Below are 19,793 nucleotides of genomic sequence, written 5' to 3' on the forward strand. Positions count from 1 at the left end.
ATTCCGAACCCGGAAGCTAAGCCTCATAGCGCCGATGGTACTGCAGGGGGGACCCTGTGGGAGAGTAGGACGCCGCCGAACTATTTTTGAGAAAAGCCCCGTGCCCTTCGGCACGGGGCTTTTCTGCGTTTAGGGTCGGTCATATGCGCTATGAACTCGTCATCTTCGACAATGACGGTGTCCTCGTCGACAGCGAACCGATCTCCAACACCCTGCTCGCCGGCTACCTCACCGAACTCGGGCACCCGACCTCGTACGAGGACTCCCTGCGTGACTACATGGGCGCCGCCCTGCACCGCGTACACGATCTGGTGCTGGAGCGGACCGGGGAGCGGCTGCCCGCGGATTTCGACGACGTGTTCCACGGGCGGGTCTTCGCCGCCTTCGAGCGGGAGTTGAAGCCCGTGCCGGGCGTCGTCGACGTACTGGAGAAGCTGGCCGCCGACGGAGTGCCGTACTGCGTCGCGTCCTCGGGCAGCCATGAGCGCATCCGCGTCGGACACCGGACGACCGGACTCGACGCGTGGTTCGGGCCCGGCCGCGTCTTCAGTTCGCAGGACGTGGGACGCGGCAAACCCGCCCCCGACCTGTTCCTGCACGCCGCCGCCGCGATGGGGGCCGCGCCGGAGCAGTGCGTCGTGATCGAGGACAGTCCGCTCGGAGTGCAGGCCGCCCGGGCCGCCGGGATGGACGTGTACGGGTTCACCGCGATGACACCCGCCGCCCGGCTCGACGGGACGAATCAACTCTTCGCGGACATGCGCGAGTTGCCCGGCCTGCTGGCGTGACTGGCACCGGCCGGGGGCGCCGGGAATTGACCGAGTGATCCATCTACCCACCGGTATCCCAGGGGCATACGCTGTGCCGCCATGACCGAGGGCACGGGTGACGTGGGTGGCGCGGGCGGCAGAGCCGGCGCGGACAAGATCACGGGGGCGATGCGCCGGGGCCGGCAGGCGCTGGGGCTGTCCTTCTTCGCGCAGGGAGTGGTGTTCGCGCTCCTGGTGACGCGGATCCCGGCCGTCCAGGACCAGTACGGGATCTCCGACGGGCTGCTGCCCGTCTTCCTGGCCGCCGTGCCGATCCTCGCCGGCGCCGGGAGCGTCGGCACCGAGCAGCTGGTGAAGCGGGTACGGCCCAGCCAGGTGCTGCGCTGGTCGCAGCCGGTCGCGCTCCTCGCCCTGCTCGGGGTGGGCGCGGGAGAGGCGCTCTGGCAGGTGGCCCTCGCGCTCGGCGCGTTCGGACTGGCCGTCGGCGCCCTCGACGCGTCCATGAACATGCTCGGGGTGAGCCTGCAACGCGCGTACGGGCGCAGCATCATGCTCGGGTTCCACGCCGTGTACAGCCTCGGCGGGATCGTCGGTGCCTCGCTCGCCTGGGCCGGGGCCCACTGGGACCTGTCGCTGTTCGTGCTGTACCTGCCGGTGGTCGTGGTGCTGCTGCCCTGCGTGCTGCTGGGGAGCCGCTGGTACGCCGACGCCGGCACCGGGGCGGCCGAGGCGGCGGTGCGGGAGCAGGCGGGCGGCCTCGTCTTCAAGCTGCTGCTGCCGCTGTGCCTGGTGATGACCTTCGCCTACATCGGGGACTCGACCGTCTCCAACTGGAGCGCCAAGTACTTGCAGGACGTGCTGGGCAGCTCGGAGCAGCTGTCGACCGTGCCCTACAACGTCTACATGGTGATGACCCTGGTCGGGCGGGCCGTGGGTGATGTGGGGGTGCGGCGGTTCGGGGCGGTGCTCGTGGTGCGGCTGGGGACCGTGGTGGCCGCGGTGGGGTTCGGCGTCGTGGCGGTGGCGCCCGGGCCGTGGACCGGGATGCTCGGGTTCACGCTGCTCGGGCTCGGGCTGTGCGTGATCGTGCCGCAGACCTTCGCCGCGGCGGGCCGGCTGTTCCCCGGCGCCTCCGACGCGGCCGTCGCGCGGCTCAACATCTTCAACTACGTCGGTTTTCTGGTGGGTTCGCCGCTGGTGGGGGCGCTGGGCGATGCGTGGAGCTACCGCGGGGCGATGCTCGTACCGATGGTGCTGGTCCTGGTGACGCTCGTGTACGCCCCTTCGTTCGGCGCGGGGACGGACCGATACGGTGGAAAGCATGAGCGGCCGCGCGCAGTTGATGTGGGACCCGGCGGTGACGGGGTATGACTTCGGCCCCGGGCATCCGATGGACCCGGTCCGGCTGGACCTGACCCGGCGTCTCGTCGACGCCTTCGGACTCGACCGGGACGTGGCGGTCGTCGCCGCCAAGGCGGCGGGGGAGTCGACGCTGCGGCTCGTGCACCGCCAGGACTACGTGGAGGCGGTCAAGGCCGCCTCCGCCGACCCGGCCGCGGCGGATCAGGCGTACGGGCTCGGCACCGTCGACGATCCGGCCTTCGCCGGGATGCACGAGGTGTCGGCGCTGATCGCCGGGCAGTCCGTGGGCGCCGCCGAGTCGGTGTGGCGCGGGGAGGCCCTGCACGCGGTGAACTTCGCGGGCGGGCTGCACCACGCGATGCCGGGGGCCGCGTCCGGGTTCTGCGTGTACAACGACGCGGCGCTGGCCGTCGCCCGCCTCCTGGAGCTGGGCGTCGAGCGGGTCGCGTACGTGGATGTGGACGTCCACCACGGGGACGGGGTGCAAGCCGCGTTCTGGGAGGACCCGCGCGTGCTGACCGTCTCGCTGCACGAGCATCCGCGGACGCTGTTCCCGCAGACCGGGTGGCCCGAGGAGACCGGTGCGGCGGGGCCCGCCGAGGGGACGGCGGTCAATGTCGCGCTGCCGGCGGGGACCGGGGACGCGGGGTGGCTGCGGGCCTTCCACGCCGTCGTGCCGGAGCTGCTGGCGGAGTTCCGCCCGCAGGTCCTCGTCACGCAGCACGGGGCCGACACGCACTTCGAGGACCCGCTCGCGCACCTCGCGGTCTCGCTCGACGCGCAGCGGGCCGTGCAGGTCGCCTGCCACGAGCTGGCGCACGAGTACGCCGACGGGCGGTGGGTCGCCCTGGGCGGCGGCGGATACGCGGTCGTGGACGTCGTGCCGCGGTCGTGGACGCATCTGGTGGCCATCGCGGCCGGCCGGGAGATCGCGCCCGGGACGCTGACCCCGGAGAGCTGGAAGCAGGACGTCTACGCGCGGACCCGGCAGTTGGCGCCGGGCCGGATGACCGACGGCCGCTGGCCGGTCGCGCACCGGGCGTGGGAGGCGGGGTACGACCCGGCGGACCGTCTCGACCAGGCGATCCTCGCCACCCGGAAGGCGGCGTTCCCGCTGCGGGGACTGCTGCCCTAGCTGTATCGACCCGCGGGGCGGTGCGCCCGGACGGCCCGGGAGAGGGCCACGGCCGCTAGCAAACTCCCGGCGCGGGGGCGGGGAGTCGGCCCGGGATTACTCCAAGTGTGGGGCGTTCGGCCGTTTTGCGCGCATCCGGGCGCCCAATGCACCAGCATCACAGGCGTGTTGAGCACCGGCACCCTGCGTGCGCATCTGTTGGCGGCTCGGCTTGCCGGGCCTGTGGCGACGTCCCGTGAGGAGAGTCTGCGCAGTTACCGGCTGTTCGAGGCGCGGGACCCGCGTGTGCTGCTCGGACTCGATCCCCAGTGGGCCTGGGGACAGCGGGAGCTGCTCGCGCTGATGGCCGAAAGGTGCGGGGTCTCGGCGGACCCCCGGCACACCACGGGGTTCGACGTCATCGATCCGGAAAGGACCCTGGCGGCGCTCGACGCCTTCGGCGACCGGCTGGGCAGGGCTGCGCACGCCCGCTCCCCGGTACTGTTCGGGACCGGTCATCCGCACCGCCTGCTCGGTTTCTACGCCGCGCTCGCGGACGCCCTGTCGACACTCGGCTGTCCCGTCCTCACCCCCGCGCAGGGTCACCGTGTCGACATAACGACCCGGTTCGGTCTACGCACGTACAACCTCGACTACGTACGGGGAGTCGCGTTGGTGCGCGAACCCGGGGAGGTGTCCGCCGGTGGTGAGCGGGGGGCGCACACCCACTCGCCGCTCCCGGTTCGCACCGCTCTGGCGGCCTGTGCGGAGGGCGGCGGGCCGCTGCCCCAGCTGGTCGTCGGGGACCACGGGTGGGTCTGCGGTGCAGGTCAGTTGGGGTTCGACGCCATCGGTCTGGCGGATACGGACGATCCCGCGCTGTTCGTCGGGGAGGCCGAGGGGCAGGTCTCCGTCGTCGTTCCGCTTGATGACGCCGTGCGGTCCGATTACTACCGACCGCTTACTCGCTATGTACTCAATCGAGCGTGTCTGTCACAGTAGGCGGCCGATCGCTGCTCCTCTTCCCCACTCGCACCACACGCCCCTACATTGGGGAGTGAGCACGCAACGACGTTGAGTCACCGGAAGGGGAAGCCGGTGGCCGTCGAGTGCGGAAGGTTCAGGTGTGTCATGGCTGCTGCTGAGAGTAGGCCTCTGAACGAGGTGCAGTTCTTGACCGTGGCGGAAGTCGCCTCGGTCATGCGCGTCTCCAAGATGACCGTGTACCGGCTGGTGCACAGCGGTCATCTGCCCGCGATCCGGGTGGGGCGGAGCTTCCGCGTCCCCGAGCAAGCGGTTCACGAGTACCTCCGCGAGTCCTATGTGGGGGTGGAAACGGGCTGATCGGCGGCGTCCGGGAGCCCCTTCGGGGGCTTCCGGGACCCTCGATTTCAAGCTCGGCGCTCAGGCGGGGTAGGCTGGCCCTCCGTAGGTCGTGTGGGCCCCAATGCAGCCCCGCACCGAGTGATTGTCCCCGCGCAGCGGGGGTTGTCCGAGAAGTGAGCGAGGGTAGTCGTGGGCTCTGTCATTAAGAAGCGGCGTAAGCGGATGGCGAAGAAGAAGCACCGCAAGCTGCTGAAGCGCACGCGCGTGCAGCGTCGCAACAAGAAGTAGGCGTCGCTGCGCAACAGCGCGGTCTGCGGCCCTCCCACCGTCCGGTGGGAGGGCCGCAGTGCGTTTCGGACAACTTCCGCCGGGCCACTCGTCTCCCTGGCACCGGGCGGTGCAGGCTCGGCGCTGTACGCGCACCCGTGGCCGTCGTCACTTCGTGCGTCGCGCGGTCCTCACAGCGCACCGGCGAACCGCTAACGTGAGCCGCGACGCGGGGATGTGACGCGCGGCGGGGGCTGGGACGGAAGGTAGGCGCTGATCTTGGGCAAGGTCGTGCTCGTGACCGGGGTGGCCCGGCAGCTGGGGGGCCGGTTCGTCCGGCGGATCCAGCGGGATCCGGAGGTCGACCGGGTGATCGGCGTGGACGCCGTGCCGCCCGCGCACCACCTGGGCGGCGCGGACTTCCTCCAGGCCGACATCCGCCAGCCGGCCATCGCCCGGCTGCTCGCCGAGCACCGCGTCGACACGGTCGTGCACCTGGACGTCACCGGGACCCCGCTCTCCGGCGGCGGCCGCAGCTCCTTGAAGGAGACCAACGTCATCGGCACGATGCAGCTCCTCGGCGCGTGCCAGAAGGCGCCCGGTGTGCGGCGGCTCGTCGTGAAGTCGAGTACGAACGTGTACGGGTCCGCCCCGCGCGACCCGGCCGTCTTCACTGAGACGACGCCGCCCAAGTCGCTGCCGAGCGGCGGTTTCGCCAAGGACACCGTCGAGGTCGAGGGGTATGTCCGCGGGTTCGCCCGGCGCCGGCCCGATGTCGCGGTGTGCGTGCTGCGGTTCGCCAACATCCTGGGGCCCCGGGCCGATTCCCCGCTCGCCGCGTACTTCTCGCTGCCGGTCCTGCCGACCGTGTTCGGCTACGACCCGCGCCTGCAGTTCGTGCACGAGGACGATGTGATCGAGGTGCTGCGGATCGCGTCGCACGAGGCGCGGCGCTCCACGCTCAACAGCGGGACCTTCAACATCGCGGGGGACGGGGTCCTGCTCCTTTCGCAGTGCTCGCGGCGGCTGGGCCGGCCGACCGTCCCGGTGCCGCTGCCCGCCGTGACCTGGGTGGGCAGCGCGCTGCGTACGCTGGGCGCGACGGACTTCTCGCCCGAGCAGATCAGGCTGCTCACCCACGGGCGGATGGTCTCGACGGCCCAGATGCGCGAGACGCTCGGCTTCTGCCCCCGGTACACGACCGCGGAGACCTTCGCGGACTTCGTCCGGGCCCGGGGGCCCGGGCTGCTGCCGCCCGAGCGGGTGGCGGAAGCCGTGGACAGGATCGCGGCGCTGCCCTTCCTGAGCGGCGACGACGCGGACGGTGACCGCACGAGCGGTGACCGCGCCCCGGGCCACCCCCCGACGCAGAGCGCCAACTGAGGAGCGCGTGAACGATGGCGGACGCCAAGGTCATTCCGTTCGATGACGACAGGTCGCGGGGGGCCACCGGAAAGGGCGCCGGGCGGCGCAGAGGCCCGGCCGGCGGCGGGCGCCGCCCGGGTGAGCCGGGCGGCGCCCAGGAGGTGCAGCGGCTGCCGGTGCAGCAGCCGGAGCCTGAGCCGGAGCCCGGGGAGCGGGCGGGCTGGGAGCGGCGGGTGGCCGGCGGGCTCGCGTTCCTGCGGCGCCGGCTGACCGGGGAGTACGAGGTCGACGAGTTCGGCTACGACGAGGAACTCACCGACCAGGTCCTGATGTCGCTGCTGCGGCCGGTCGCGGAGAAGTACTTCCGGGTCGAGGTGAAGGGCGTGGAGAACATACCGTCCGAGGGCGGGGCGCTCATCGTCTCCAACCATTCGGGGACGCTCCCCCTGGACGGCCTGATGCTCCAGGCCGCCGTGCACGACCACCACCCGGCCGGACGCCATCTGCGGCTCCTCGCGGCGGACCTGGTCTTCATGCTGCCGGTCGTCAACGAGCTGGCCCGCAAGGCCGGTCACACCCTTGCCTGCGCGGAGGACGCGCAGCGGCTGCTGGAGCGCGGCGAGCTGGTCGGGGTGATGCCGGAGGGGTTCAAGGGCATCGGCAAACCGTTCAGCGAGCGGTACAAGCTGCAGCGCTTCGGCCGGGGCGGGTTCGTGTCGACCGCGCTGCGTGCCGGGACGCCCATCGTGCCGTGCTCGATCGTCGGGGCGGAGGAGATCTACCCGATGGTCGGGAACGCGAAGACGCTGGCGCGCGTGCTCGGCTTCCCGTACTTCCCGATCACGCCGACGTTCCCCTGGCTCGGGCCGCTCGGTGCGCTGCCGCTGCCGACGAAGTGGACCATCCAGTTCGGGGAACCGATCCCGACGGACGGGTATCCGCCGGAGGCGGCGGAGGACCCCATGCTGATGTTCAACCTGACCGACCAGGTCCGGGAACAGATCCAGCACACGCTGTACAAGCTGTTGGTACAGCGGCGGTCGGTGTTCTTCTAGGGCGGTCCCCGGGAAGCGAGTATGAACCGGGGCCCGGGGGGTGTACCCAGGCCCCGGTCGCTACTTGGTGTCCTCGCCGTCGATGCCCAGGCCGGGCAGGAGTCCCGGCAGGAGCGGGGGCAGCGTCACGTCCGGCTTGGCCGGGCCCGAGGTGCGGGACCCGTCGTCGGACGGCGTCGGGCTCGACTCGTCCTGCGGCGGCTCCAGGAGGCCGCCGGTGGTCCCGCCGAGCAGACCGTCGTCCTTGTGGCTGCCGGAGCTGGACGGCTTCGGCCTGGTGGAGCTGGAGCCGTGGTGCTCGCGCTCGGCCGAACCGGACGGCGTCGACCGGTCGGTGCCGGAGCCGCCCGGCGCCGAACCGCTGCTCCGGCCGGTGCCCGCGGTGCCGCCACCGGGGGCGGGCGGCTCCGGCAGCAGCGAACGCAGCGGAGCGACCTCTTCGTCCATGGCGTCGAAGACCGAACTCACCTGGTCCCGGACGTCCCCCAGCTGGACCGGCAGCCGGTCGCGCAGGGCGCTCCAGCTCCGCCGGTGGGACTGGGTGAACGCGGAGAGCGCCTGGATCGGGCCGAGCGAACCGTCCCGCTTGTAGGCCGCGCTGAGCAGCCGGTGGCCCTCGGACGCGTCGTAGCGCATACCGGAGAGCGCGCGTCTGACCTCGCCCAGGGACTCGTGGTCGAGGGGGCCGCCGCGGTCGCGCTCCATCAGCCGCCGCGCCTCGTTCAGCCGTGTCGAGGCCTGGTCGAGGTAGAGGGTGCCGCGGTCGGAGTCGCTGTCGGCGAGGCCCAGCTTCAGGTCCTCCATGCCGCGCTTGAGGCCGTAGAGGTGGTCACCCGGCAGCGCGTCGGAGCTGGCCGCGGCCACACCGCCGAACGCTCCCGCGGCGACACCGACCGTGAGGCCGCCCGCGGCGATGCCCTTGGACAGGCGCGAACGCGGCCGCAGCTTGCCCAGGGAAGTGGCCCGGTGGGCCCCCTTCCCCCGGGTCCGCTGCTCCGGCACGGACGCGCCGATGGTGCCCTCCTGGAGCATGGCCTCCATGGCGGCGACGAGCTGAGCCCGCTGCACCACTTTGACCTCGGGGTCCATGGTCGGTCTGGGCAGCTCGCCGAGGCTGGTGGCCAGGGACAGGAGACTGTCCCGGCCGGTCTGATCGGGCTGGTCGCTCTGCAGAGCGGCCGGTTCTTCCGGCTGCTGTGCCGCCGGGTCCCGGTCGGACTGGTCTTCCAGGGCCTCGGCGAAGGCGTTCGCCCGCCGGTGTGCCGATACGTTGGCGATCACTGGCGGCACCTCCTCTCGTCATGACGGTCGACTCCCATGTGGTCGACTCCCCAAGGGGTCCGGAGAACCTGTCTTCGAACCCCGCCTGCGCCCCGACACTCGGCACGCACACTCGCCGCACGGTGCCCCAGGACAGGTGGCTCCGCCACAGGACCTGGGGCACCGCACGCCGATCGCACGCACCGACCGCCGCTGCGCCCGCGCTTCGCGCGGACGACGGGGGTTCAAAGACAGGCTCTGCGGGTTGCACGCCCCGACGGCCTGCACACGATCGAGTGAGCGGGGCCGGTCCAGGAGTGACCGCAGGGAGCCTGCATCCCGCACAACGAGCGGCGCGGCACTTGGGTTACGGACGAAAGATGATCCGACCGCGATCGCATCTCGCCCGCACAGAAGGTGAGTTGGCAATCGCGGACGGTGAGGGGTCAGCGGGCGTCGTCCGGGAGGAGCCGGGCCAGCGTGCGTACGGCCCGGTACTGGAGGGTCTTGATCGCGCCCTCGTTCTTCCCCATCACCCGCGCGGTCTCGGCGACCGAGAGTCCTTGCAGGAAGCGCAGCGTGACGCACTCCTGCTGCTGGGGGTTGAGCCGGCGGACGGCGTCGAGCAGGGCGGCGTTCGAGAGGGATTCGAGGACCGAGTCCTCGGGGGAGCGCTCCACCTCGTTCGCGTCGAGCATCTCGCCGGTGGTGACTTCGAGGCGGAAACGGCTCGACTTGAAGTGGTCGGCGACCAGATTGCGCGCGATCGTGACCAGCCAGGCGCCGAAGTCGCGGCCCTGCCAGGTAAAGGTGCCGATGCGGCGCAGGGCGCGCAGGAAGGTCTCGCTGGTGAGGTCCTCGGCCGTCGCCTTCCCGCCGACGCGGTAGTAGATGTAGCGGTAGACGGTGTCGCTGTACTGGTCGTAGAGGCGGCCGAAGGCATCGGCCTCGCCGGACTGGGCGCGCTCGACCAGCTCCATCATGCGGGCGCTGTCGCTGTCCGCCGCGGGACGGCGGGCAGGGGTGGACGTCGACGTACCGGAGGCGCCGGCGGCGCCGGAGCGGGTCCGTCTGCCGACGGTGGCGGCACCGGAGTCGGCCATGGCGAAGCACGGGCCGGCGGGTGCGGCGACGGCGAGCGCGGGGACGGCGTACGCGGTGGGGACGAAGCCGCGCAAGCGGTCGATGACCGTTGCGCGCAGCGTAGCCAGGCCCGAGGCGTCAACCCCGACGTGTTGAAACACGGGACTCCCAGAGGCAGAGCTTCCATCACGTGCAGTGCGGAACCTTTCACTCGTCGTGTTGACGTGTGGGTACCGGAATGCGTCTGAGGAGAATAACGCTTCGTGCAGGGAGCGCTACACCGAGTTGCTCAAATCATCGATTACGTCACTTCTGTAGCTGATCGGCGATGGTTCGAGCACCAGAGAGTGACCACTTGATGATCGGATCAGGTCATGTTCGGGCTACGGCGATGACGGGTTGTGGCCGAGTGGTAGCGGCGGGACTGGCCCGGGACCGGGCCGGGTAGGACCCCCGGTCAGCGGCGGCGGCGGTGCAGGGCGATGGCGGCGGCGGTGCCGCCCGCCACGGCGCCGACCCCGGCCGCGGCCGGGATGCCGACCTTCGCGGCCTTGCGTCCGGTGCGGTAGTCCCGCAGCCGCCACTCGCGCTCGCGCGCGTATGTGCGCAGTTTCGCGTCGGGATTGATCGCATAGGGGTGCCCGACGAGCGAGAGCATCGGGATGTCATTGTGCGAGTCGCTGTAGGCGGCGCAGCGGCCCAGCTCCAGGCCCTCCGCGGAGGCAAGCGCGCGGACGGCCTCCGCCTTGGCGGGGCCGTGCAGCGGCTCGCCGACGAGCTTGCCGGTGTAGACGCCGCCGATGGACTCGGCGACGGTGCCGAGGGCGCCGGTCAGGCCGAGGCGGCGGGCGATGACCGTGGCGATCTCCACCGGCGCGGCGGTGACCAGCCAGACCTTCTGGCCCGCGTCCAGGTGGGCCTGGGCGAGGGCGCGGGTGCCGGGCCAGATCCGCTCCGCCATGTACTCGTCGTAGATCTCCTCGCCGATGGACATCAGCTCGGCGACGCGGTGGCCCTTGACGATGGACAGCGCGCTGTCGCGGGCGTCCTGCATGTGCTCGGGGTCCTCGACCCCGGCCAGCCGGAACCACGCCTGCTGCCAGGCGAACCGGGTCAGCTCCCGGCGCTGGAAGAACTTGCGCTTGTACAGGCCCCGGCCGAAGTGGAAGATCGCGGCGCCCTGCATCACGGTGTTGTCCAGGTCGAAGAAGGCGGCGGCCTTGTCGTCGCCCATGACCGGGAACTCCGGTTCCGCGCGGGCGGCGTCCGCGGCGCCCGTCAGGGGCGCCTGCTCCTCCATTTCGAGGGAGGTCTTGCGGGCGGCCTCCGCCGACGCCTCGCCCGCGAGCACGCTCCGCGCGGTGGCGGGGCGCCGATGAGGGGTGAGCCATCCGAAACCAATCAGCGGCACGGCGTGCCTCCTACCGTGGGGGCGGTCGGGCGACGGGCGGGACATGGCGTGAGCATAGCCAGTCGGCCCGGCGCTTCCGGAGTCGCGCGGATTTCGGGAAGCTGTCCTGCGGCGGAAATCCGGCGTCGTACAAGGGGTGGTGGTGAGGCCACAATGGCCGGTATGAGTCCCATTTTCCGTCGTGGTGAGAAGAAGAGTCCACAAGAGCGTGTCGTCACGCTGATCGGCAGGCCCGGCTGCCATCTGTGCGACGACGCACAGGCGGTGATCGAGAAGGTCTGCGCCGAGACCGGCGCCGCCTGGGAGAAGAAGGACATCACCGAGGACGAGGAGCTGTACCGCAAGTACTGGGAGCAGATCCCGGTCGTCCTCGTCGACGGCGCGCAGCACGACTTCTGGCGCGTGAAGGAGGAGCGACTGCGGCGTGCGCTCACGCAGTAGCGCTGTGCGCACGACGGGCGGCCGCGGTCGCGCACGTCACTGACTGATGAGTCCAACTGGTCCCGAAAGTCGCCTAGGATCGAGGGCGGTTTTGGTCTCGGGGGCGTGGATCGTAAGGAAGGTGTGCGGTTTTGCCCCCTACAGGTGAGCAACGAAGCCGCCTCCGCGCCGGTTCCGCTTCAGTGCGCCGGGGGCGCGTGACCCCGGTCACGTTGGCCGGGCAAATCGGACACCATCTTTGTGCACGCGTTCACAAAGACATAGCCTGCTTTCGACGGGGCGGTCCAGGAACACGTAGCCGCCCGCAGCCCCGCTCTACCCGCAGGAGCACCGTGGCAACTGGCCGAACTCACCGACCGGCGACCCGCAGCCGAGGAATTCCCGAGGCCACCGTCGCCCGTCTCCCGCTGTACCTCCGGGCCCTCACCGCGCTGTCGGAGCGCTCGGTGCCCACGGTCTCCTCCGAGGAGCTCGCGGCCGCCGCGGGAGTCAACTCCGCGAAGCTGCGCAAGGACTTCTCCTACCTCGGCTCGTACGGGACGCGGGGCGTGGGCTACGACGTCGAGTACCTCGTCTACCAGATCTCCCGCGAGCTGGGCCTCACGCAGGACTGGCCGATCGTCATGGTCGGTATCGGCAACCTCGGTGCGGCCCTGGCCAATTACGGCGGTTTCGCCTCGCGCGGGTTCCGCGTGGCGGCCCTGATAGACGCCGACCCGGCGATGACCGGCAAGTCCGTCGCGGGGATGTCGGTGCAGCACGCCGACGACCTCGAGAAGATCGTCGACGAGAACGGCGTCTCCATCGGCGTCATCGCGACCCCGGCCGGCGCCGCGCAGCAGGTCTGCGACCGCCTGGTCGCCGCCGGTGTCACCTCCATCCTGAACTTCGCGCCGACGGTGCTGTCCGTGCCGGACGGCGTCGACGTGCGCAAGGTCGACCTCTCCATCGAGCTGCAGATCCTCGCCTTCCACGAGCAGCGCAAGGCCGGCGAGTCCGCCATCGCGGCGGCCGAGGGCGCCGTGGGCGTCGAGGGCCCCGCCGCCAAGGTCACCAAGCCCAGCAGCACCACCACCGACCGCAAGGGACCCGACGGGGACGTGCCCGCCGTGATGCCGGCATGAGTCTCCTCGTCGTCGGGCTGAGCCACCGCAGCGCCCCGGTCTCCCTCCTGGAGCGGGCCGCGCTGAGCGCGGACGCCCAGGCCAAGCTGGTGCAGGACACGCTGGTCGCCGAGCCGGCCACCGAGGCCGCGCTGCTCGCCACCTGCAACCGCATCGAGCTGTACGCGGACGTGGACAAGTTCCACGCCGGGGTGGCCGAGCTGTCGACGCTGCTCGCCCAGCACAGCGGCGTGGGCCTGGACGAGCTCACTCCCTATCTTTATGTGCACTACGAGGACCGGGCGGTGCACCACCTCTTCTCGGTGGCCTGCGGGCTCGACTCGATGGTGGTCGGCGAGGGCCAGATCCTCGGCCAGATCAAGGACACGCTCGCCCGGGCGCAGGAGCTGCACTCCGCGGGCAAGCTCCTCAACGACCTCTTCCAGCAGGCCCTGCGGGTCGGCAAGCGCGCGCACTCCGAGACCGGGATCGACCGCGCGGGGCAGTCCCTGGTCACCTTCGGACTCGAACAGCTCGCCGCCGGGGAGCCGGTGGCCGCCTGGGCGCAGGGCAAGCGCGCCCTGGTGATCGGCGCGGGCTCCATGTCGTCGCTGGCCGCGGCGACGCTGGCGCGGGCCGGAGTGGCCGAGGTCGTCGTCGCCAACCGGACGCCGGAGCGCGCCGAGCGGCTCGTGGAGATCCTGGGCGAGGGCGGGACCGCCGCCCGCGCCGTGCCGATGGGCGCCGTGGCCGCCGAACTGACACGTGCCGACATCGCCATCTCCTGCACCGGCGCGACCGGACTCGTGCTGACCGCCGACGCCGTACGCGCGGCCGTCGCGGGCCGCACGCCCACCGCGGGCGCCGACGTCCCGGCCCAGGCGGGCCCGGCCGGCCAGAAGAGCGTGGTCGACGGCTGCCCCGCCGACCCGGGCGCCCCCGTGCGCGGCGGGTTCTCCGTCGAGGGCGAGGCGGCGGTCGCCGGGTTCGGCGCCGCCGAGCTGGAGCAGCACGGTGTGTGGGTCGACAACGCGCCGGGTGAGCGGGTGCGCCCCTCCGAGGCCGACGCCATCGCCGCGCTGGCCGCCGCGGGCCGGGTGCCGGAGATGCGGCGCGAGCGGCAGCCGGAGCCGGTGCGGCCGGCCGCGCTCGCCCTGCTCGACCTGGCGATGCCCCGCGACATCGACGGCGCCGCGCACCGCATCGACGGTGTGCGCCTCGTGGACATCGAGTCGCTCGCCGACGCCTCGGCCGACGCGCCGATGGCCGCCGACGTGGACCAGGTGCGCACGATCGTGGCCGACGAGGTCGCCGCGTTCGGTGCCGCCCAGCGGGCCGCGCACATCACGCCGACCGTGGTCGCGCTGCGCGCGATGGCCGCGGACGTCGTCACGAACGAGATCGCCCGGCTCGACGGCCGGCTGCCCGGCCTGGCCGACAAGGAACGGGCGGAGATCACCCAGACCGTGCGGCGCGTGGTGGACAAACTGCTGCACGCGCCGACCGTACGGGTCAAGCAGCTGGCCGCCGAGCCCGGCGGTGCCGGGTACGCGGACGCGCTGCGGACGCTGTTCGACCTGGACCAGGAGACGGTGGCTGCCGTCTCCCGGGCCACCCCCCTAGACCGTGAATCCGCTACCGGCACGGTAGGCAAGAATCGAGGCCCGGCATGACCGCCGCCGACAAAGCACTGAGGCTGGGGACCCGGCGCAGCAAGCTGGCCATGTCCCAGTCCGGGCATGTCGCCGAAGCCGTACGCCAGTTGACCGGCCGTGAGGTCGAGCTGGTGGAGATCACCACGTACGGGGACACCTCCCGTGAGCACCTCGCGCAGATCGGCGGGACGGGTGTCTTCGTCACCGCGCTGCGCGACGCGCTGGTGCGCGGCGAGATCGACTTCGCCGTGCACTCGCTGAAGGACCTGCCGACGTCGCAGCCCGAGGAACTCACGCTGGCCGCCGTGCCGGTGCGCGAGGACCCGCGGGACGTGCTGATCGCCCGGTCCGGGCTGACCTTCACCGAGCTGCCGGCCGGGTCCCGGATCGGCACCGGCTCGCCGCGCCGCATGGCGCAGCTCAACGCGTACGCCCGGAGCCACGGCCTCACCGTCGAGACCGTGCCGATCCGCGGGAACATCGACACCCGGATCGGCTACGTCGAGAAGGGGGAGCTCGACGCCGTCGTCCTGGCGGCCGCCGGGCTCAGCCGCATCGGCCGCACGGCGGAGGTCACCGACTTCCTCGCGACCGACATCGTCCTGCCCGCCCCCGGTCAGGGGGCACTGGCAGTCGAGTGCACCGCCAGGAACGGTGAACTCGCCGCCGCGCTCGCTGAGTTGGACGACCCGTACACCCGGGTCGCCGTGACCGCCGAGCGAGCCCTGCTCGCCGCCCTGGAAGCCGGTTGCAGCGCACCTGTGGGTGCGCTGGCCGACCTCCTGGCCGACGGGCAGATTGCCAACGAAATGCGCCTGCGCGGCGTCGTCGGTACCCCCGACGGCACCGAGCTGGTGCAGCTGTCCACCACCGGTTCCGTGCCCTCGTCGCATGACGAGGCGCTGGCGCTCGGGCGGGAACTCGCCGCCGAGATGCTGGCCAAGGGTGCGGCCGGTCTGATGGGGGAGCGAGCACTTTGAGCCCCACCACGCCTCAATCGACCGCCTGCGCACCGGGGCACGTCACCTTCCTGGGTGCCGGTCCCGGCGACCCAGGACTGCTGACACTACGGGCCGTGGAGGCCCTGGCCCGGGCGGATGTGCTGATCGCCGAGCCCGAAGTGCTCGACGTCGTGCGCACGCACGCCACAGCGGGCGTCACCGTGCTCGACGCGGGCACGCCGGGGCGCACGACTCCTGCTGACGGGTCGTCAACTGCCGTCGTGGTCCCGGCTCTGAGGGACTGGGCCAATCTTGTCATGGAGGCCGCGCGGGGCGGCAAGCGGGTCGTGCGTGCGGTCCCGGGCGACCCCGGCCTCGACACGTACGCGGCCGAGGAGATGCTCGCCTGCGCCTCCGCGGGCATCGACTTCGAGGTCGTGCCCGGTGTCGCGGCGGCCGTCGGCGTGGCCGCGTACGCCGGTGTCCCGCTGCGCGACGCGCAGGGCGCCGACGTCCGGTTCGTCGACGCCCGCACCGCCTCCGAGCGCTGCTGGAGCGAGGTCGGCGCCTCCGACGGCACGGTCGTCGTCTCGACGACGCTCGACTCGGTGGCGGCCGCCGCCGGCGAGCTGGTCGCGGCCGGCCGCAAGCCGGACACCCCGCTGACCGTCACCGTCGCCGGGACGACGACCCGCCAGAAGACCTGGTCGGCGACGCTCGGCACCATCGCGCAGACGCTGAAGCAGGCCAAGGTGCTGCCGTCGCCGGAGGGCAACCGCCCGGTGATAGCCGTGGTCGGTGAGCGTTCCGCCGCCGCCCAGCGCGACCGGTTGTCGTGGTTCGAGTCCAAGCCGCTGTTCGGCTGGAAGGTGCTCGTGCCGCGCACCAAGGAGCAGGCGGCCTCGCTCTCCGACCAGCTCAGGTCGGCCGGCGCGGTGCCGCACGAGGTCCCGACGATCGCCGTCGAGCCGCCGCGCACCCCGCAGCAGATGGAGCGCGCGGTCAAGGGCCTGGTCACCGGCCGCTACGAGTGGATCGCCTTCACCTCGGTCAACGCGGTCAAGGCGGTGCGCGAGAAGTTCGAGGAGTACGGGCTCGACGCGCGTGCCTTTGCCGGGATCAAGGTCGCCGCGGTCGGCGAGCAGACGGCCGGCGCGCTGATCGCGTTCGGCGTCAAGCCGGACCTGGTGCCCAGCGGCGAGCAGTCGGCCGCCGGTCTGCTGGAGGACTGGCCGCCCTACGACCCGGTCTTCGACCCGATCGACCGGGTGTTCCTGCCGCGCGCGGACATCGCCACCGAGACGCTCGTCGCCGGTCTGATCGAGCTGGGCTGGGAGGTCGACGACGTCACGGCCTACCGGACCGTGCGCGCCTCGCCGCCGCCGGCCGAGACGCGGGAGGCGATCAAGGGCGGCGGGTTCGACGCCGTGCTGTTCACGTCGTCGTCCACCGTGCGCAATCTGGTCGGTATCGCGGGCAAGCCGCACAACGTGACGGTGATCGCCTGTATCGGCCCGGCCACCGCCAAGACCGCCGAGGAGCACGGGCTGCGGGTCGACGTGATGGCTCCGGAGCCGTCGGTGCACAAGCTGGCCGCGGCGCTCGCGGAGTTCGGCGCGCGGCGCCGGGACGCCGCCGTCGAGGCGGGTGATCCGGTGACGCGGCCGAGCGAGCGGCGGCCGGGGGCGCGGCGCAGGCGCGCCGCCCCGTAGAGGACAGTGGGGGCGGGTGCCCGGTTTCGGCCGGGTGCCCGCCCCGCTCCATTGACGCAGGTATGTGTTGGTACACGTAGGTACGAGGTGACAGACCAGTGACTCGGTACGGCTCTTTCCCCGGTGCGCGGCCCCGGCGGCTGCGGACGACCCCCACCATGCGGCGGATGGTCGCCGAGACGCGGCTGCATCCGGCCGATCTGATCCTGCCCGCGTTCGTGCGCGAGGGGATCGGCGCCCCGGTGGAGATCGGCTCGATGCCCGGCGTGTACCAGCACACCCGGGACTCGCTGAAGAAGGCGGCCGCGGAGGCCGCCGCGGCGGGTGTCTCCGGGATCATGCTGTTCGGTGTCCCGCTGGAGGAGAAGAAGGACGCGGCCGGCACGGTCGGCACCGATCCGGACGGCATCCTCCAGGTGGCGCTGCGGGACGTGCGCGCCGAGGTCGGCGACGACCTGCTGGTCATGTCCGACCTGTGCCTGGACGAGTTCACCGACCACGGCCACTGCGGGGTCCTGGACGGACACGGCCGGGTCGACAACGACGCGACGCTTGAGCGGTACGCCGAGATGGCGCAGGTCCAGGCGGACGCGGGCGCGCACATCGTCGGCCCGTCCGGGATGATGGACGGTCAGATCGGGGTCATCCGGGACGCGTTGGACCAGATCGGCCGCGAGGACGTGGCGATCCTGGCGTACACGGCGAAGTACTCCTCGGCGTTCTTCGGCCCGTTCCGCGAGGCCGTCGCCTCCTCGCTCAAGGGCGACCGCAAGACTTACCAGCAGGACCCGGCCAACACCCGGGAGGCGCTGCGGGAGCTGGCGCTCGACCTGGAGGAGGGCGCCGACATGGTCATGGTCAAGCCGGCCGGCCCCTACCTGGACATCCTGGCCCGGGTCGCCGACGCCTCGGACGTGCCGGTGGCCGCGTACCAGATCAGCGGTGAGTACGCGATGATCCAGGCGGCGGCCGAGCGCGGCTGGATCGACCGGGACCAGGCGATCATGGAGTCGCTGACCGGGATCAAGCGGGCCGGCGCGAGCATGATCCTCACCTACTGGGCGACCGAGGTGGCCCGGCGCCTGGGCTGAGCCTTCGGGCCCGGCGGGGCGTGGCGGACAATGCGCGGCATGACAGCGATCTCTGAGCGCGCCCTCAACAGGTCCACCCTCGCCCGGCAGTTGCTGCTCGAACGGCGGCCGCTCGGGGTGGAGGACGCGGTACGGCGGGTTGTCGCGCTCCAGGCGCAGCAGCCCGCTTCGCCGTATGTGGCGCTGTGGAACCGGGTGGCGGGCTTCCGGGCGGCGGAGCTGGACGCGGCCCTGGCCGGTGCGCGGGTGGTGCGGTCGACGCTGATGCGGATCACGCTGCACGCCGTGCACGTCGAGGACTACGCCGCTTTCCGGGCCGCCGTCGAGCCGACGGTGCGCGGCGCGCGGCTGCGGGACCGGCGGTTCACGGCGTCGGGGCTGACCGAGGGGGACGCGGACGCGCTGCTGCCGGAGCTGCTGGAGCGGGCCGGGGAGCCGTCCGGCGCGCCGGAGCTGGCGGAGTGGCTGCGGGGGCGGACGGGCATCGAGGCCGACTGTGCGAAGACCGCCTGGCGGATGCTGCGGCAGTACGCGCCGCTGTGGCACGCGCCGGCGGCGGACGCGCCCTGGTCCTACGTCGCCGGGAGCGGGCAGCGCTATGTGGCGGCGGGCCGGGCGCACCGGCCGCGGCTGCGGGACCCGGAGGCGGTGGCGGCGGGGCTGCGGGTGCTGATCCGCCGCTATCTGGAGGGGTTCGGGCCGGCCTCGGTGGCGGACATGGCGCAGTTCGCGCTGGTGCAGAAGGGGCGGGTGCGGGCGGCGCTCGGCGACGGCGACGGCCTGGAGGAGTTCGCCGGACCCGGCGGGACGGTGCTCTACGACGTGCCGGGCGGGGTCCGGGTCGCGGAGGAGGCGCCCGCGCCGCCGCGGCTGATGGCGATGTGGGACAGCGTGCTGCTGGCCTACGCCGACCGGGGCCGGGTCCTGGACCCCGCGTACCGCAAGCACGTGACCCGGGTGAACGGGGACGTGCTGCCGACGGTGCTGGTGGACGGCTATGTGGCCGGGGTGTGGCGGATGGCGCCGGACGGATCCGGGGTCGAGGTGGGCGCGTTCCGGCCGCTGCCGGGGGAGGTCTGGGCGGCGCTGGAGCAGGAGGCGCTGGGGGTGCGGCAGTTGCTGGCAGAGCGGGACGCGGCGGCGTACCGGCGCTATGACCACTGGTGGGCGAAGGGGCTGCCGGTGGTCGGGACGCGGGTGTTCGGACCGGGTCCGTCGAAGGCCCGCTAGCGACGTGGTCCGGCGCCCGGCCGGGGCGGTTACCGCTTGCCCGTGCCGACCGGGTCGACCGTGACGCCCGCGTCTAAGGGGGAGCCGGTGACGGGCAGGTCGAGCGAGACCGGCAGCGTCTTGGCGTTCCCTCCCGCCGCGTCCTCCTGCATGGCTGTTACACCGGACCCGGTCCGGGGACGGCTCTGTCACCGGCCGGGTCTTGCGTCCGGCCGTCCCCACAGGCTCCGCACACGGCGGTCACCGGAAGACCCCGGGCACGCGGCGAGGGGCCGGGCTGTCCGCCCGGCCCCTCGCTGCGATGCTCCGGCCGCGGCGGCTCCCCCTCCGCGCCGCCGCGGCCGATCCCCGTCGGGAAGAAGGTCCTCAGACGCCCGTGGCGGGCGGCGCCGGCATGTTGGTGTCCTGGGTCGTCGCGCCCGAGTCCTTCGGCGGCGCCGGCATGTTGGTGTCCATCGTGGTGATGTCGGACAGCTCCGCCAGCGGCTCGCTGGGCATGTTCGTGTCCTGCGGAGTGGCGATCGGCTTCTTCTTCACGTTGCTCATGCGGTCACATTCCTCTTCTCAGGGCCAGTGAGGAACGCCCGCCCGGAGACTCCCCCGAGGG

20 protein-coding genes and 1 rRNA gene are annotated in these 19,793 nt (G+C 72.2%); 16 read left to right on the forward strand and 5 right to left on the reverse strand.

What is annotated here, in order from left to right; translation table 11 throughout:
- The 9 genes from rrf to ABZY33_RS13710 all read left to right on the forward strand — a co-directional run.
- Positions 1-81 (forward strand): 5S ribosomal RNA (gene rrf, locus ABZY33_RS13670); the annotation flags it as partial.
- Positions 82-143: 62 nt separating this feature from the next.
- Positions 144-788 (forward strand): HAD family hydrolase, encoded by a 645-nt coding sequence (locus ABZY33_RS13675; protein WP_356491724.1) that lies wholly within the window; start codon positions 144-146, stop codon positions 786-788.
- Positions 789-926: 138 nt separating this feature from the next.
- Complete coding sequence (locus tag ABZY33_RS13680; protein ID WP_356491805.1) at positions 927-2,141, forward strand: MFS transporter; 1,215 nt, start codon at positions 927-929, stop codon at positions 2,139-2,141.
- Complete coding sequence (locus tag ABZY33_RS13685) at positions 2,092-3,267, forward strand: acetoin utilization protein AcuC (RefSeq protein ID WP_356491725.1); 1,176 nt, start codon at positions 2,092-2,094, stop codon at positions 3,265-3,267. The genes ABZY33_RS13680 and ABZY33_RS13685 overlap by 50 nt, the downstream gene beginning before the upstream one ends.
- A gap of 165 nt (positions 3,268-3,432) precedes the next feature.
- Entirely contained in the window at positions 3,433-4,248 is an 816-nt protein-coding gene (locus tag ABZY33_RS13690) for a phosphatase (protein ID WP_356491726.1), read from the forward strand.
- A 129-nt stretch (positions 4,249-4,377) separates the two neighbouring features.
- Complete coding sequence (locus ABZY33_RS13695) at positions 4,378-4,590, forward strand: helix-turn-helix domain-containing protein (RefSeq protein ID WP_356491727.1); 213 nt, start codon at positions 4,378-4,380, stop codon at positions 4,588-4,590.
- Between the two features lie 171 nt (positions 4,591-4,761).
- Positions 4,762-4,860: an AURKAIP1/COX24 domain-containing protein gene (locus tag ABZY33_RS13700; RefSeq protein ID WP_003948845.1), complete on the forward strand. Its 99-nt coding sequence runs from the start codon at positions 4,762-4,764 to the stop codon at positions 4,858-4,860.
- Between the two features lie 258 nt (positions 4,861-5,118).
- Positions 5,119-6,222, forward strand: coding sequence for an NAD-dependent epimerase/dehydratase family protein (locus ABZY33_RS13705; protein ID WP_356491728.1), 1,104 nt, complete (start codon positions 5,119-5,121; stop codon positions 6,220-6,222).
- Positions 6,223-6,236: 14 nt separating this feature from the next.
- Positions 6,237-7,259, forward strand: a complete 1,023-nt coding sequence (locus ABZY33_RS13710) for a lysophospholipid acyltransferase family protein (protein ID WP_356491729.1) — start codon at positions 6,237-6,239, stop codon at positions 7,257-7,259.
- Between the two features lie 60 nt (positions 7,260-7,319).
- On the opposite strand, the gene ABZY33_RS13715 is transcribed toward ABZY33_RS13710, so the two are convergent.
- The 3 genes from ABZY33_RS13715 to ABZY33_RS13725 all read right to left on the reverse strand — a co-directional run bounded on the left by ABZY33_RS13715 (position 7,320) and on the right by ABZY33_RS13725 (position 11,007).
- The gene (locus tag ABZY33_RS13715; protein WP_356491730.1) at positions 7,320-8,540 is read right to left on the reverse strand and encodes a DUF5667 domain-containing protein; all 1,221 of its coding nucleotides are present in this window, start codon (positions 8,538-8,540) and stop codon (positions 7,320-7,322) included.
- 425 nt (positions 8,541-8,965) lie between these two features.
- On the reverse strand, positions 8,966-9,763 hold the full coding sequence (locus ABZY33_RS13720; RefSeq protein ID WP_356491731.1) for an ECF subfamily RNA polymerase sigma factor, BldN family: 798 nt from the start codon (positions 9,761-9,763) through the stop codon (positions 8,966-8,968).
- Between the two features lie 296 nt (positions 9,764-10,059).
- Positions 10,060-11,007, reverse strand: coding sequence for an HAD-IB family hydrolase (locus ABZY33_RS13725; RefSeq protein ID WP_356491806.1), 948 nt, complete (start codon positions 11,005-11,007; stop codon positions 10,060-10,062).
- Between the two features lie 168 nt (positions 11,008-11,175).
- Between ABZY33_RS13725 and ABZY33_RS13730 the strand changes: the two genes are divergently transcribed.
- From ABZY33_RS13730 to ABZY33_RS13760, 7 genes are all read left to right on the forward strand, one after another.
- Positions 11,176-11,454 carry a glutaredoxin family protein gene (locus ABZY33_RS13730; RefSeq protein ID WP_356491732.1) on the forward strand — a complete coding sequence of 93 codons (279 nt, stop codon included), beginning with the start codon at positions 11,176-11,178 and terminating at the stop codon, positions 11,452-11,454.
- A gap of 332 nt (positions 11,455-11,786) precedes the next feature.
- Positions 11,787-12,578, forward strand: a complete 792-nt coding sequence (locus ABZY33_RS13735; RefSeq protein WP_356491733.1) for a redox-sensing transcriptional repressor Rex — start codon at positions 11,787-11,789, stop codon at positions 12,576-12,578.
- Positions 12,575-14,230, forward strand: a complete 1,656-nt coding sequence (locus ABZY33_RS13740; protein ID WP_356491734.1) for a glutamyl-tRNA reductase — start codon at positions 12,575-12,577, stop codon at positions 14,228-14,230. Before ABZY33_RS13735 ends, ABZY33_RS13740 begins: the two co-directional genes overlap by 4 nt.
- A complete protein-coding gene (gene hemC / locus ABZY33_RS13745) occupies positions 14,227-15,192 on the forward strand; it encodes a hydroxymethylbilane synthase (RefSeq protein WP_356491735.1) in 966 nt (321 codons plus the stop codon). The genes ABZY33_RS13740 and hemC overlap by 4 nt, the downstream gene beginning before the upstream one ends.
- On the forward strand, positions 15,189-16,865 hold the full coding sequence (locus tag ABZY33_RS13750) for a uroporphyrinogen-III synthase (RefSeq protein ID WP_356491736.1): 1,677 nt from the start codon (positions 15,189-15,191) through the stop codon (positions 16,863-16,865). Before hemC ends, ABZY33_RS13750 begins: the two co-directional genes overlap by 4 nt.
- A 98-nt stretch (positions 16,866-16,963) precedes the next feature.
- The gene (hemB, locus tag ABZY33_RS13755) at positions 16,964-17,956 is read left to right on the forward strand and encodes a porphobilinogen synthase (RefSeq protein WP_356491737.1); all 993 of its coding nucleotides are present in this window, start codon (positions 16,964-16,966) and stop codon (positions 17,954-17,956) included.
- Between the two features lie 30 nt (positions 17,957-17,986).
- Positions 17,987-19,186 carry a winged helix DNA-binding domain-containing protein gene (locus ABZY33_RS13760; protein ID WP_356491738.1) on the forward strand — a complete coding sequence of 400 codons (1,200 nt, stop codon included), beginning with the start codon at positions 17,987-17,989 and terminating at the stop codon, positions 19,184-19,186.
- Positions 19,187-19,215: 29 nt separating this feature from the next.
- Here the strand turns inward: ABZY33_RS13760 and ABZY33_RS13765 are convergent, their stop codons facing one another.
- A complete protein-coding gene (locus tag ABZY33_RS13765; RefSeq protein WP_356491739.1) occupies positions 19,216-19,338 on the reverse strand; it encodes a hypothetical protein in 123 nt (40 codons plus the stop codon).
- Between the two features lie 214 nt (positions 19,339-19,552).
- Positions 19,553-19,732: a hypothetical protein gene (locus ABZY33_RS13770; RefSeq protein WP_356491740.1), complete on the reverse strand. Its 180-nt coding sequence runs from the start codon at positions 19,730-19,732 to the stop codon at positions 19,553-19,555.
- Positions 19,733-19,793 lie beyond the last annotated feature (61 nt).

Source organism: Streptomyces sp. NPDC006552, assembly GCF_040611655.1.
Classification (GTDB): domain Bacteria; phylum Actinomycetota; class Actinomycetes; order Streptomycetales; family Streptomycetaceae; genus Streptomyces.